The sequence below is a fragment of the Streptomyces sp. Ag109_G2-15 genome, from assembly GCF_900215565.1.
In the GTDB taxonomy this organism is placed as follows: Bacteria; Actinomycetota; Actinomycetes; order Streptomycetales; family Streptomycetaceae; genus Streptomyces; species Streptomyces diastatochromogenes.
Genome location: NZ_OCNI01000001.1, coordinates 5,844,286 through 5,858,089, shown reverse-complemented (window position 1 = coordinate 5,858,089; position 13,804 = coordinate 5,844,286). Strand labels below are relative to the sequence as shown.

Genomic DNA, 13,804 nt, shown 5'->3' with positions numbered 1-13,804 from the left:
AGCGTCCTCCGCGCCAACCGGCCGGAAGGGTCTGGGTCGATGGTATGCGGCCGTGGTGACACGTTCCGCCCCGGCACCCCCTGTGTTTGCCCCGCCGTGGCATGCCCGACGCCGCACGCGGCTGGGTCACTGTCAGTGCCGGGCCGTATGGTCTGGGGTCATGGACAGCAGCATCGAGGACGCGGGGGCACGGCCCGGCGCGGTCGAGGACACAGAGGCAGCCGGCGGCAGCGGCGAGGCCGCCGGGTCGGTGGGTGAGCGTGCCGCCATGGCGCCGACCTCGTTGTCGCCGTCCCGCGCCAGTGACTTCATGCAGTGTCCGTTGCTGTACCGGTTCCGGGTGATCGACCGGTTGCCGGAGAAGCCGAGCGAGGCGGCGACCCGGGGCACGCTGGTGCACGCCGTGCTGGAGCGGTTGTTCGACGCGCCCGCCGGGGAGCGGACCGCGCCGCAGGCCAAGGCGCTGATCCCGGGCCAGTGGGACCGGCTGCGGGAGAGCAGGCCGGAGGTCGGTGAGCTGTTCGCCGACGATCCGGAGGGGGAACGGCTGGCGCGCTGGCTCGGTGAGGCCGAGCAGCTGGTGGAGCGCTGGTTCACGCTGGAGGACCCGTCGCGGCTGGAGCCCTCCGAGCGGGAGCTGTTCGTGGAGGCCGAGCTGGAGTCGGGGCTGCGGCTGCGCGGGATCATCGACCGGGTGGACGTGGCGCCCACGGGTGAGGTGCGGATCGTCGACTACAAGACGGGCAAGGCGCCGCGCCCGGAGTACGCCGAGGGCGCGTTGTTCCAGATGAAGTTCTACGCCCTGGTGGTGTGGCGGCTGAAGCGGGTGGTCCCGCGCCGGCTCCAGCTCGTCTATCTCGGCAGCGGGGACGTGCTGACGTACGACCCGGTCCTCGCCGACCTGGAGCGGGTGGAGCGCAAGCTGCTCGCCCTGTGGGAGGCCATCCGGCAGGCCACGGAGAGCGGTGAGTGGCGGCCCCGGCCGACGAAGCTGTGCGGCTGGTGCGATCACCAGGCGCACTGCCCGGAGTTCGGCGGCACTCCCCCGCCCTATCCGCTGCCGGTGCGGGCGCCGGAGTCCGGTGCCGGGTGAGCCCGGAGGCGGACCGCTGACCCTGCGCAGGGCAGAATGGGGCCGGACTAGCGAAGGAGTGTCACGTGGCCATCCGCGTCCTACTGGTCGATGACCAGCCACTGCTGCGTACCGGTTTCCGCATGATCCTGGAGGCCGAGCAGGACATCGCGGTCGTGGGCGAGGCCGGTGACGGTCTGCAGGCCCTCGACCAGGTGCGCGCCCTGCAGCCCGATGTCGTGCTCATGGACATCCGGATGCCGCGGATGGACGGGGTGGAGGCGACCCGGCAGATCTCCGGTCCGGGGCGGGACGGCCCGGCGAAGGTGCTGGTGCTGACCACGTTCGACCTGGACGAGTACGTGGTGGAGGCGCTGCGGGCCGGGGCGAGCGGCTTCCTGCTCAAGGACGCGCCCGCCAACGAGCTGGTACAGGCGATCCGGGTCGTGGCGGCCGGTGAGGCCATGCTGGCGCCGAGCATCACCCGCCGTCTGCTGGACAAGTACGCCACGCATCTGCCCTCAGGCGAGGAGCCCGTGCCGGACACCCTGCACACGCTCACCGACCGCGAGGTGGAGGTGCTGAAGCTGGTGGCGCGGGGGCTGTCCAACGCCGAGATCGCCGCCGACCTGTTCGTCAGCGAGACCACCGTGAAGACGCACGTCGGGCACGTGCTGACCAAGCTGGGCCTCAGGGACCGGGTGCAGGCCGCGGTGTACGCGTACGAGAGCGGGCTGGTGCGTCCGGGCGCGCAGTAGGACTTTGTACACAGCACTGGGCGCTGCGTCCTCCGGAGGAGAACGCAGCGCCCTGCGCGTAGGTGCCGCTCAGCCCTTGCTCAGCTCCCAGAACCGGAACACCGTCGAGGCGTCCAGGCAGTACTCCAGGCCGTAGACGCCGTCGCGGGCGAGCGCGTACTGCTTGGCCTGCCACACCGGCAGGACGGGCAGCTCGTCGGCGACGATGTCCTGGAGCTTCCCGAATTCCTTGTCGGTGGCGGAGCGGTCGCTCTGAGCGGCCGTGCCGGGGATGAGGGAGCCGGTGATCGTGCTGTTGCTGTAGTTGTTGCCCAGCACGTTGTCCTTGCCGAAGAAGGGCGCCGTGAAGTTGTCGGCGTCCGGGTAGTCGGGCACCCAGCCCTTCACGTACACGCCGTACTTGCCCTGGGCGATGTCCTTCTCGTACTGGTCGAAGGCGACGGACTTGACGTCGGCCTGGAACAGTCCGCTCGCGTTGAGCTGCCCGGCGATGGCCTTCAGCTCCTCGTCGGTGGCGGGGCCGTAGCGGGACGGCGTGGACCACAGGGTGAGCTTCACCTTGCCGGTGATGCCCTCGGCGCGCAGCGCGGCGGCGGCCTTCTCCTTGGAGGGACGGGCGCCGTAGGTGTCGAAGAAGGCCGTGTTGTGGCCCGCGATGCCGGCCGGGATGATCGAGTACAGCGGGGTGGCGGTGTCCTGGTAGACGTTCCTGACCAGGGCGTCGCGGTCGAGGAGGTAGGCCATGGCCTTGCGGACGGCGAGCTTGCCGGCGACCGGGTCCTTCATGTTGAAGACCAGGTGCTGGACCTCGGCGCTGCTGCCCTCGATGACGTCGATGCCCTTGCTGCCGTCCTGCTGGTCGAGGTCGGCGATGTCGCTCGCGGACAGGCCTCGGTAGGCGATGTCGACGTCGCCGCTCTCGAGGGCCTTCTTCAGGGCGGCCCGGTCGCCGTGGAAGAACTTCAGGGTGATGCCGGAGTTCTTGGCCTTGGCGGTGCCCTGGTAGTTGGAGTTGACGGAGAAGACCGCCTCCTCCTTGTCGAAGGAGTCCAGCTTGTACGGCCCGGAGCCGACGGCCTTGTCGTCGGTGCGCAGGCCGTTGGCGTCGTACTGGCGGTGGTCGACGATGGAGCCGGCGCCGGAGGCGACCTTGCTGGGGAAGGTGGCGTCGGGGACCTTGAGCCGGAAGACGACCGTCTTCGCGTCGGGTGCCTCGACCTTGTCGAGCATCGGGAACATGATCGCCGGGCCGGCGGCGTCGTCGATCTTCAGCATGCGGTCGAAGGAGAACTTGACGTCCTCTGAGGTGAGGGCGTCACCGTTGCTGAACTTCAGACCGTCCTTGAGTTCACACTTGTACACCATCGCCTGGGTGTCGGTGAAGGTGCACTGCTTCGCCGCCTCCGGCTCGGGCTCCGTGCCGCCCTTGGGGAAGCTGAGCAGCGACTGGAAGACGTTGTTGAACAACAGCCAGGAGCCGGGGTCGTAACCGGAGGCGGGGTCGGTGGCGAGGACGTCGTCGGACATCCCCATCACCAGGGAGGAGCCGGTGCCCCCGGATGCACCGTCCTCCGAGCCGCAGCCGGTCAACAGGCCGGAGGCCAGCCCCGCCACGATGGGCAGGACTGGCCACTGGTTGCGCAGGTTCACTGTGTGCCTTTGTCGTCGGTTCGTCGATCCGGAGCCCCCGTTCCGTGCCCCGGACAAGGAGAGACGTCAGCCGCTGACTCCGCGGCCGAGTTCCCACAGCTGAAGCGTCGAGGAGGAGTTGAGGGCGTAGGAGACGCCCGTGATGTCGTCCCGTGCGGCGACGTACTGCTTGCCCTGCCACAGGGGCAGTACGGGGACGTCCTCGGCGACGGTGTTCTGAATCTCGGTCAGGCTCTTGGTGGCGTTGAGCCGGTCGGCCTCGCGGCGGGACTCCGGGATGAGCGTGCGCTGGATGGTGCTGTTGGAGTACGGCGAGCCGAGGAAGTTGTCCTTGTCGAGGAAGGGCGCGACGTAGTTGTCCGCGTCCGGGAAGTCGGGGAACCAACCCATGCCGTAGACGTCGTACTGGCCCTTCTGCTCGGCGGGCCGGAAGGTCGCCCAGGGGTGCCCCTGGATGCTGACGTCGAACAGACCGCTGCCGTTGAGCTGCTTCTGCAGGATCTCGAACTCCTGCTTGGTGGCCGAGCCGTAGTGGTCGGTGGTGTAGTGCAGCGTCAGCTTCACCGGGGCGGTGACGCCGGCCTTGGTGAGCAGGTCCTTCGCCTTGGCGACGTTGGGGTCGCCGTACTTGTTGAAGAACGAGTTGGAGTGGCCGGTGAGGGTCGCCGGGACGAGCGAGTACAGCGGCTCGGCCTGGGTGCCGTAGACCTTGGAGACGAGTTCGCCGCGGTTGATGACCTGGGCCATGGCCTGGCGGACGGCCTTGTTCTTCACGGTCGGCGCGTTGGTGTTGAAGGCCAGGTAGCGGATCTCCAGGCCCGGCATGTCGACCAGGTCGACGTTCTCGTCGGAACCGCTGTCCAGCTTGTCGATCTGCGCCGGCGACATGGTGCGGGTCATGACGTCGATGTCGCCCTTGTCGATGGCGGCGCCCATGGCGTCCGCGTCGTCGTAGGAGCGGATCACGACCTGGTCGTTGTTCACCTTCAGGCTGCCCTTGTAGGAGGCGTTCTTGGTGAAGGTGGCGCTGACGATCGCGTTGTCCTTGACGTCGGCCGTGACGGTGTAGGGGCCGGAGCCGTCGACCTCGAAGCCGTCGCGCAGCTTGCCCTTGTCGTAGTCCTTGGGGTCGACGATGCCGGCGACCGGGGTGGACAGCTTGTACGGGAAGGTGGCGTCGGCCGTCTTGAGGTGGAAGATGACCTCGCGGTCGCCCTGGGTCTCGATCGTGTCGATGGTGTTCAGCAGGGCGGCGACACCGCTGTCGGCCTTGATGCGCAGGGCTCGCTCGATGGAGAACTTGACGTCCTCGGCGGTGACCTTGTCGCCGTTGGCGAACGACAGACCGTCGCGCAGCTTGCAGGCGTAGCGCTCGTTGCCGCTGTCGGTGAAGGAGCAGCTCTCGGCCGCCTCGGGCACCGGGTCACCTTCGCCCTTGGGCTGGGTCATCAGGGTCTGCACCGTCTGGCGCAGGATGTTCCAGGTGCCGACGTCGTAGGCGTAGGCGGGGTCGAGGGGCGCGGGCGCGTCACTCGTGGCGGTGAACCGGTCCGTGGTGCCGACGACGATGGCGTTCCCGCTCTTGCTGCCGCTGTCGGATCCGCCGCACGCGGCGAGAACCGGCGTGAGCAGGCCGGCGACTGCCGGCAGCACCAAGGTCTTGCGGTTCATGCGGGACTTTCTCCAGGACTGTTCGAATCCGTGTACCCGGCATGCATGGGTGGTGCGGCGGGTCACGGGGGTTGCGGCGATGTTCTCGCGACGAGATTAGACCGCGCCCGCAGGAGGGTTCACAGCCGCGTGAGTTGAGTCCCCATCACGGAGTGAAACCGGGTGTGGACACACCGAAAACCCGACAGCGGCAGGTTTGGTGCAGCTTTCCATCAATCGGGACACAAAGGCACGCCAGTCGACCCCAAACGGGGCCGATCTGCACACTCGGGCAACGTTGTCGAGCCCGTCACACGTGGGGAACGTCACACTTCCAACTGGGTTGGCGGTTAACGGAATTCGGCCGGGCGGCCCGCTTCGAATTCCATGTCGGTGTACGACCCCGGATTTTTGTCCAACGCGTCCAATGGACTTTGCACGCTGGGTGAACGGCTAGCGCATTTCCGTCATCAGGCCGCGCAGAAATGCCAGGTCGACCTCTTCGAGCGAGCTGACGACCGTGCGCCCGTCGGTCGGCGCGATGGGGGCCACCGAGGGCACGGCGACCACCCGGCAGCCTGCGGCCTCCGCGGCCTCCACGCCGGTCGCGGTGTCCTCGATCACCGCGCACCGGGCGGGCTCGGCGCCGAGCCCGGCGGCGGCGAGCAGATACGGGTCCGGGTACGGCTTGGTGCGCGACACCTCGTCGCCGGCCACGGTCAGGGCGAAGTGCTGGGGGCCGAGGGAGGCCAGCACGCGGTCGATGATGCGCCGGTGCGAGGCGGAGACCAGGGCGGTCGGGATCTCGTACTCGTACAGCTCGGCGAGCAGCCGGGCGGCACCCGGCATCAGTGGCAGGGAGCGGCCGATGCGCTCCTCGAACCCGTCGTTGAGCAGCGTGGTCAGCTCGGCGAGGGTGATGTCGGCGCCGGTGGCCTCGATCAGGAAGCCCGCGCTGCGGGTCATGGGGCCGCCGACCACGATGTGGCGCCAGGTGTCGTCGAGGGTGTGGCCCAGGGCGGCGAAGACCTCGACCTCCACGTCCCACCAGAAACCCTCGGTGTCCACCAGGGTGCCGTCCATGTCGAGGAGCACGGCCTGCAGGGCTGAGCCTTCGGCCGTACGGGTTCCGAGCGCGGGGACCGTACTGGTCATCCTGGCGCACCTCCTTGAGGGACGACCAGGCCGGTTCCCGGACAGGGAACCGGCCTGCGGTGGACCGACCAGTGTACGACTTATCCGATCAGTGTGCTGTGCGACGCGCCTCACGGGGCGTCGAGGCACCTCACCGGGCGTTGAAGTACTTCGCCTCCGGGTGGTGGATCACGATCGCGTCCGTGGACTGCTCGGGGTGGAGCTGGAACTCCTCGGACAGGTGGACGCCGATCCGCTCGGGCTGGAGCAGTTCGGCGATCTTGGCGCGGTCCTCCAGGTCGGGGCAGGCGCCGTAGCCGAGGGAGAAGCGGGCGCCCCGGTACTTCAGGGCGAACATGTCCTCGATGTCGGCCGGGTCCTCGCCGGCGAAGCCGAGTTCGGCGCGGACGCGGGCGTGCCAGTACTCGGCGAGCGCCTCCGCCAACTGCACGGACAGGCCGTGGAGTTCGAGGTAGTCGCGGTAGGAGTTCGACTCGAAGAGCTTGGCCGTCTCCTCGCCGATGCGGGAGCCGACGGTGACCACCTGGAGGCCGACGACGTCCGTCTCCCCCGACTCCTCCGGGCGGAAGAAGTCGGCGAGGCACAGCCGGCGGCCGCGGCGCTGGCGCGGGAAGGTGAACCGGGTGCGCTCGTTGCCCTGCTCGTCCAGGATGATCAGGTCGTCGTCCTTGGAGACGCACGGGAAGTAGCCGTAGACCACGGCGGCCTCCAGCAGGTTCTCCGTCTGGAGCCGGTCGAGCAGGCCGCGCAGGCGGGGGCGGCCCTCGGTCTCCGCCAGTTCCTCGTACGTCGGCCCGTCCCCGGTGCGGGCCTGCTTCAGGCCCCACTGGCCCTTGAACAGCGCGCCCTCGTCCAGCCAGCTCGCGTACTCCTTGAGCTGGATGCCCTTGATGACGCGGGTGTCCCAGAACGGCGGGGTCGGCACGGGGTTGTCGGTGGCGACGTCGGAGCGGACGTGCCCCTCCTCCGGGCGTTCCTCGACCTGGAGGGCGGCCGCGGCCCGGACCCGGCGCTGCTTCAGCTCGGGCAGCTGCGCACCGGGCACGCCCCGCTTGACGCCGATCAGGGCGTCCATCAGGCGCAGGCCCTCGAAGGCGTCGCGGGCGTAGCGGACCTCGCCCTCGTAGATCTCGTGCAGGTCCTGCTCGACGTAGGCGCGGGTGAGGGCGGCGCCGCCGAGGATGACCGGGAAGCGGGCGGCGAGGCCGCGCTGGTTCAGCTCCTCCAGGTTCTCCTTCATGATCACCGTGGACTTGACCAGCAGACCGGACATGCCGATGACGTCGGCCCGGTGCTCCTCGGCGGCCTCCAGGATCGCGGAGACCGGCTGCTTGATGCCCAGGTTGACGACGTTGTAGCCGTTGTTGGACAGGATGATGTCGACGAGGTTCTTGCCGATGTCGTGGACGTCGCCGCGCACGGTGGCCAGCACGATGGTGCCCTTGCCCTCGGCGTCCGACTTCTCCATGTGCGGTTCGAGGTAGGCGACGGCCGTCTTCATGACCTCGGCGGACTGGAGGACGAACGGCAGCTGCATCTGGCCGGAGCCGAACAGCTCGCCGACGACCTTCATGCCGTCCAGGAGGGTCTCGTTGACGATGTCCAGGGCCGGGCGGTCGGCCAGCGCGAGATCGAGGTCGGCCTCCAGGCCGTTGCGCTCGCCGTCGATGATGCGGCGCTTGAGGCGTTCCTCCAGCGGGAGGGCGGCCAGCTCCTCGGCCTTGCCGGCCTTCAGGGACTTGGCGGTGGCGCCCTCGAACAGGGCCATGAGCTTCTGGAGGGGGTCGTAGCCCTCGCTGCGGCGGTCGTAGATGAGGTCGAGGGCGGTGGTGACCTGCTCCTCGTCGAAGCGGGCGATCGGCAGGATCTTGGAGGCGTGGACGATCGCGGAGTCCAGGCCCGCCTTGACGCACTCGTCCAGGAAGACGGAGTTCAGCAGGATGCGGGCGGCCGGGTTGAGGCCGAAGGAGATGTTCGACAGACCCAGCGTGGTCTGCACGGCCGGGTGCCGCTTCTTCAGCTCGCGGATCGCCTCGATGGTGGCGATGCCGTCCTTGCGGGACTCCTCCTGACCGGTGCAGATGGTGAAGGTCAGGGCGTCGATGAGGATGTCGTCCTCGAGGATGCCCCAGTTCCCGGTCAGGTCGTCGATCAGCCGTTCGGCGATCTCGACCTTCTTCTCGGGGGTGCGGGCCTGGCCCTCCTCGTCGATGGTCAGCGCGATCAGGGCGGCGCCGTGCTCCTGGGCCAGCCTGGTGACCTTGGCGAAGCGGGAGTCGGGGCCGTCGCCGTCCTCGTAGTTGACAGAGTTGATCACCGCGCGGCCGCCGAGCTTCTCCAGGCCCGCCTGGAGCACGTCGACCTCGGTGGAGTCGAGGACGATCGGCAGGGTGGAGGCGGTGGCGAAACGGCCGGCCAGCTCCTCCATGTCGGCGACGCCGTCGCGGCCGACGTAGTCCACGCAGAGGTCGAGCATGTGCGCGCCCTCGCGGATCTGCTCGCGTGCCATCTCGACACAGTCGTCCCAGCGGGCGTCCAGCATGGCCTCGCGGAACTTCTTGGAGCCGTTGGCGTTGGTGCGCTCGCCGATGGCCAGGTAGGAGGTGTCCTGGCGGAACGGCACGGTCTGGTAGAGGGAGGCGGCGCCGGGCTCGGGCCGCGGCTGCCGCTCGGGCGGGGTGAGGCCCCGGACGCGCTCGACGACCTGGCGCAGGTGCTCGGGGGTGGTGCCGCAGCAGCCACCGACCAGCGAGAGGCCGTACTCGCGGACGAAGGTCTCCTGGGCGTCGGCCAGCTCCGGCGCGGTCAGCGGGTAGTGGGCGCCGTCCTTGCCGAGGACCGGGAGGCCCGCGTTGGGCATGCAGGACAGCGGGATACGGGCGGTGCGGGCGAGGTAGCGCAGGTGCTCGCTCATCTCGGCCGGGCCGGTGGCGCAGTTCAGGCCGATCATGTCGATGCCGAGGGGCTCCAGCGCGGTGAGGGCCGCGCCGATCTCGGAGCCGAGCAGCATGGTGCCGGTGGTCTCGACGGTCACCGACACGATCACCGGCACGTCCAGGCCGAGGGCGGCGAGGCCCCGGCGGGCGCCGAGGACGGCGGCCTTGGTCTGCAGCAGGTCCTGGGTGGTCTCCACGAGCAGCGCGTCGGCGCCCCCGGTGACCAGGCCCTCGGCGTTGCGCTGGAAGGCGTCGCGCAGGGTGGTGTAGGGGGCGTGACCGAGGGTGGGCAGCTTGGTGCCCGGGCCGATGGAGCCGAGGACCCAGCGGGGCCGGCCGTCCTTGGCGGTGAACTCGTCGGCGACCTCGCGGGCGACGCGGGCGCCCGCCTCGGACAGCTCGTATACACGGTCGGCGATGTCGTACTCGCCGAGCGCGGAGTGGTTGGCACCGAAGGTGTTGGTCTCGACGCAGTCGACGCCCACGGCGAAGTACGCCTCGTGGACGGAGCGGACGATGTCGGGCCGGGTGAGGTTGAGAATCTCGTTGCAGCCCTCGAGGTGCTGGAAGTCCTCGAGTGTCGGTTCCTGGGCCTGGAGCATCGTGCCCATCGCTCCGTCGGCGACCACCACGCGGGTGGCCAGTGCCTCTCGGAGTGCGGACGCACGGGTCCGGGTGTCGGCGGAAGGGGTCGTTGGCAACGAGGCCATGAAGGGGCTCCCTGGAGTGCGACGGCTGTCGGCTATGCGGTTTGCCCGGCGGGACCGGGCAAGGGGCACGGCGTCAGAGTAACCGGGAGTGGGCTTGGATGGGCAGCGGCGTCCACGAGGCGGACTCGAGTGGCCGAGCCCGGATGGCCGGGGCGCCACGTGCAGGCCACGGCAGATGTAACAGGTGTCGGCCGACCATTAGCGGGAGGCCGACATGGACCGGTAGTGTTCGACATTGCCGAACGGTGTCTTCGATGCTGTTCGGGACGGTCGAAAGGGACGGAGGGCAGGACGGCGATGGCACGGAACATCCAGTCGCTCGAACGGGCGGCCGCGATGCTGCGGCTGCTCGCGGGCGGCGAGCGACGACTAGGCCTGTCGGACATCGCCTCGTCGCTGGGCCTCGCCAAGGGCACCGCCCACGGCATCCTGCGCACCCTCCAGCAGGAGGGCTTCGTCGAACAGGACGACGTCTCCGGGCGCTACCAGCTGGGCGCCGAGCTGCTGCGGCTGGGCACCACCTACCTCGACGTGCACGAGCTGCGCGCGCGGGCCCTGGTGTGGACCGACGACCTGGCCCGCGCCAGCGGGGAGAGCGTGTATCTGGGCGTCCTGCACCAGCAGGGCGTACTGATCGTGCACCACGTCTTCCGGCCCGACGACAGCCGGCAGGTGCTGGAGATAGGGGCCATGCAGCCGCTGCACTCCACGGCACTGGGCAAGGTGCTGTCGGCCTACGACCCGGTCGCGCACAGTGAGGCCCTGGAGGCCGACCGCAAGCCCTTCACGGACCGCACGGTGTGCGAGCTGGCGGACTTCGAGCACATCCTCGACCTCACGCGCGCGCGTGGGTACGCGTCGGACGTGGAGGAGACCTGGGAGGGCGTGGCCTCGGTCGCCGCACCCATCCACGACCGGCGACGGATGCCCGTGGGCGCGGTCGGTATCACGGGCGCCGTGGAACGGCTGGGCCAGGACGGCGCATTGCGCCCCGAGCTGATCGCGGCGGTACGGGACTGTGCCCGCGCGGTCTCCCGCGACCTGGGCGCGGGGCGGTTCTGAGCGGGCAGGCGATCCGCCGCTGACCAGCGGATAACCCCACGGGGACGACCGGGACGCAAGGCGGCGTTCCGGTTCTCGCCATACCCTGAAATGGACATATATGGCGAGAAGGTACGTCAGCGCACGAAGAGCGATAACCAACAGCGATCAATAACGATCCTGTTTTCGATAACAGAACCCTTGACGCATGCGTAACGCCGAAGCAAGACTCCCGTCCATCGGTCGGCATTGTCGAACACCTACCGGCAATACGCGCTAGAGTGTGACAACGCCAAGGGCCGGAATCGCTCTCACCCCCGAGGGCGCCAGAACCCCCGGTGGGACCCGGGGTTCGGCTTCCCTGGACGAAGGACAAAGGAGTCGCGGGTGTCCAGCTCCGACATCTTCATCGGCGAGACCATCGGTACCGCCATACTCATCCTGCTCGGTGGCGGCGTCTGCGCCGCCGTGACGCTGAAGGCCTCCAAGGCCCGTAACGCCGGTTGGCTCGCCATCACCTTCGGGTGGGGTTTCGCCGTTCTGACGGCCGTTTACACCTCGGCGCCGCTCTCCGGCGCCCACCTGAACCCGGCCGTGACGCTCGCGCTCGCGATCAAGGACAAGGACTTCAGCAACCTGCCCGTCTACTGGGGCGGCCAGCTGCTCGGCGCCATGATCGGCGCCACCCTGGTCTGGGTCGCCTACTACGGCCAGTTCCACGCGCACCTCACCGACAAGGAGATCGTCGGCGGTCCGGGTGCGCAGGCCACGGAGGCCAAGGCCGTCGAGGCCCAGGAGACGGGCGCAGGCCCGGTCCTCGGCATCTTCTCCACCGGTCCGGAGATCCGGAACGCGGTGCAGAACCTCCTCACGGAGATCATCGGCACCGTGGTGCTGGTGCTCGCCGTCCTCACGCAGGGCCTGAACGACAAGGGCAACGGTCTCGGCACCATCGGCGCCCTGATCACCGCGCTGGTGGTCGTCGGCATCGGCCTCTCGCTCGGCGGCCCGACCGGCTACGCCATCAACCCCGCCCGTGACCTCGGTCCGCGCATCGTGCACGCCCTCCTGCCCCTGCCCAACAAGGGCGGCTCCGACTGGAGCTACGCCTGGATCCCGGTGGTCGGTCCGCTGATCGGCGCCGCTATCGCTGCAGGCATCTACAACGTCGCCTTTGCTTAAGAAGCACCGAGTCTTCCAGCACGCGCCGTACGTACAGCTTCATCACCACGGATCTTTCAGGAGCACACAGTGACCGACGCCCACACCGCAGGCCCGTTCATCGCGGCCATCGACCAGGGCACGACTTCCTCGCGCTGCATCGTCTTCGACAAGGACGGCCGGATCGTCTCCGTCGACCAGAAGGAGCACGAGCAGATCTTCCCGAAGCCGGGCTGGGTCGAGCACAACGCCAACGAGATCTGGACCAACGTCCAGGAGGTCGTCGCCGGAGCCATCCAGAAGGCCGGCATCACCCGCGACGACATCAAGGCCATCGGCATCACCAACCAGCGCGAGACCACCGTGCTGTGGGACAAGAACACCGGTGAGCCCGTCCACAACGCCCTGGTCTGGCAGGACACCCGCACCGACGCCCTGTGCAGGGAGCTCGGGCGCAACGTCGGCCAGGACCGCTTCCGCCGTGAGACCGGCCTCCCGCTGGCCTCGTACTTCTCCGGCCCCAAGGCCCGCTGGCTGCTCGACAACGTCGAGGGCCTCCGGGAGCGCGCCGAGGCGGGCGACATCCTCTTCGGCACCATGGACACCTGGGTCATCTGGAACCTGACCGGCGGTGTCAACGGCGGCCACCACGTCACCGACGTGACCAACGCCTCCCGCACCATGCTGATGAACCTGCACACCATGCAGTGGGACGAGAAGATCGCCGAGTCCATCGGTGTCCCGCTGGCGATCCTGCCGGAGATCCGCTCCTCCGCCGAGGTCTACGGCAAGGTCACCGGCGGCAAGCTGGGCGACCTGCTCGGCGGCATCCCGGTCGCCTCCGCGCTCGGCGACCAGCAGGCGGCCCTGTTCGGCCAGACCTGCTTCTCCGAGGGCGAGACCAAGTCCACCTACGGCACCGGCACCTTCATGGTGATGAACACCGGTGACAAGATCATCAACTCCTACGCGGGCCTGCTGACCACGGTCGGCTACAAGATCGGCGACCAGCCGACCGTGTACGCCCTCGAGGGCTCGATCGCCGTCACCGGCTCGCTGGTGCAGTGGATGCGGGACCAGATGGGCCTGATCTCCACCGCGGCCGAGATCGAGACGCTCGCGCTCTCGGTCGAGGACAACGGCGGCGCCTACTTCGTACCGGCCTTCTCCGGTCTGTTCGCTCCGCACTGGCGCTCCGACGCCCGCGGTGTGATCGCCGGCCTGACCCGGTACGTCACCAAGGCGCACCTCGCCCGTGCGGTCCTGGAGGCGACCGCCTGGCAGACCCGGGAGATCGCCGACGCGATGGTCAAGGACTCCGGCGACGAGCTGGTGGCCCTGAAGGTCGACGGCGGCATGACCTCCAACAACCTGCTGATGCAGACGCTCTCGGACGTCCTGGACGCACCGGTGGTGCGCCCGATGGTCGCCGAGACCACCTGCCTCGGCGCCGCCTACGCCGCCGGTCTCGCCGTCGGCTTCTGGTCCAGCACCGACGAACTGCGCGCCAACTGGCGCCGGGCCGCCGAGTGGACCCCCCAGATGGACGCGGACATCCGCGACCGTGAGTACAAGAACTGGCTCAAGGCCGTCGAGCGGACCATGGGCTGGATCGAGGACGAGGACTGAGCGGCCCGGACCGCCCAGCCAACTCTGACTAGGAGTAAGAAC

General features: G+C 68.9%; 9 protein-coding genes. 5 read left to right on the top strand and 4 right to left on the bottom strand.

Features of this window, described 5'->3' with window-relative positions; genetic code table 11:
- The first annotated feature begins 160 nt into the window (after positions 1-160).
- A complete protein-coding gene (locus tag CRP49_RS26395; RefSeq protein WP_097255637.1) occupies positions 161-1,093 on the top strand; it encodes a RecB family exonuclease in 933 nt (310 codons plus the stop codon).
- A gap of 65 nt (positions 1,094-1,158) precedes the next feature.
- Complete coding sequence (locus tag CRP49_RS26390; RefSeq protein ID WP_094216819.1) at positions 1,159-1,830, top strand: response regulator transcription factor; 672 nt, start codon at positions 1,159-1,161, stop codon at positions 1,828-1,830.
- Positions 1,831-1,899: 69 nt separating this feature from the next.
- Here CRP49_RS26390 and CRP49_RS26385 read toward each other — a convergent pair whose 3' ends face one another.
- The 4 genes from CRP49_RS26385 to metH form a co-directional block, all read right to left on the bottom strand.
- The gene (locus tag CRP49_RS26385) at positions 1,900-3,480 is read right to left on the bottom strand and encodes an ABC transporter substrate-binding protein (RefSeq protein WP_097255636.1); all 1,581 of its coding nucleotides are present in this window, start codon (positions 3,478-3,480) and stop codon (positions 1,900-1,902) included.
- 66 nt (positions 3,481-3,546) lie between these two features.
- Positions 3,547-5,151 (bottom strand): ABC transporter substrate-binding protein, encoded by a 1,605-nt coding sequence (locus tag CRP49_RS26380; RefSeq protein ID WP_097255635.1) that lies wholly within the window; start codon positions 5,149-5,151, stop codon positions 3,547-3,549.
- A gap of 432 nt (positions 5,152-5,583) precedes the next feature.
- A complete protein-coding gene (locus tag CRP49_RS26375) occupies positions 5,584-6,285 on the bottom strand; it encodes an HAD family phosphatase (protein WP_097255634.1) in 702 nt (233 codons plus the stop codon).
- Between the two features lie 130 nt (positions 6,286-6,415).
- Positions 6,416-9,931, bottom strand: a complete 3,516-nt coding sequence (gene metH, locus CRP49_RS26370) for a methionine synthase (RefSeq protein WP_097255633.1) — start codon at positions 9,929-9,931, stop codon at positions 6,416-6,418.
- Between the two features lie 297 nt (positions 9,932-10,228).
- Between metH and CRP49_RS26365 the strand changes: the two genes are divergently transcribed.
- The 3 genes from CRP49_RS26365 (at position 10,229) to glpK (ending at position 13,762) form a co-directional block, all read left to right on the top strand.
- Positions 10,229-10,993, top strand: coding sequence for an IclR family transcriptional regulator (locus CRP49_RS26365; protein WP_097255632.1), 765 nt, complete (start codon positions 10,229-10,231; stop codon positions 10,991-10,993).
- A gap of 366 nt (positions 10,994-11,359) precedes the next feature.
- Positions 11,360-12,154, top strand: a complete 795-nt coding sequence (locus tag CRP49_RS26360; protein WP_097255631.1) for an MIP/aquaporin family protein — start codon at positions 11,360-11,362, stop codon at positions 12,152-12,154.
- Positions 12,155-12,223: 69 nt separating this feature from the next.
- Positions 12,224-13,762 (top strand): glycerol kinase GlpK, encoded by a 1,539-nt coding sequence (glpK, locus tag CRP49_RS26355; protein ID WP_097255630.1) that lies wholly within the window; start codon positions 12,224-12,226, stop codon positions 13,760-13,762.
- Positions 13,763-13,804 lie beyond the last annotated feature (42 nt).

What these genes read in the sequence shown, in the direction of transcription:
- CRP49_RS26395 (WP_097255637.1), top strand. Translation starts at nt 161, where the DNA reads ATGGACAGCAGCATCGAGGACGCGGGGGCACGGCCCGGCGCGGTCGAG.
- CRP49_RS26365 (WP_097255632.1), top strand. Translation starts at nt 10,229, where the DNA reads ATGGCACGGAACATCCAGTCGCTCGAACGGGCGGCCGCGATGCTGCGG.
- CRP49_RS26375 (WP_097255634.1), bottom strand. Translation starts at nt 6,285, where the DNA reads ATGACCAGTACGGTCCCCGCGCTCGGAACCCGTACGGCCGAAGGCTCA.
- metH (WP_097255633.1), bottom strand. Translation starts at nt 9,931, where the DNA reads ATGGCCTCGTTGCCAACGACCCCTTCCGCCGACACCCGGACCCGTGCG.
- CRP49_RS26380 (WP_097255635.1), bottom strand. Translation starts at nt 5,151, where the DNA reads ATGAACCGCAAGACCTTGGTGCTGCCGGCAGTCGCCGGCCTGCTCACG.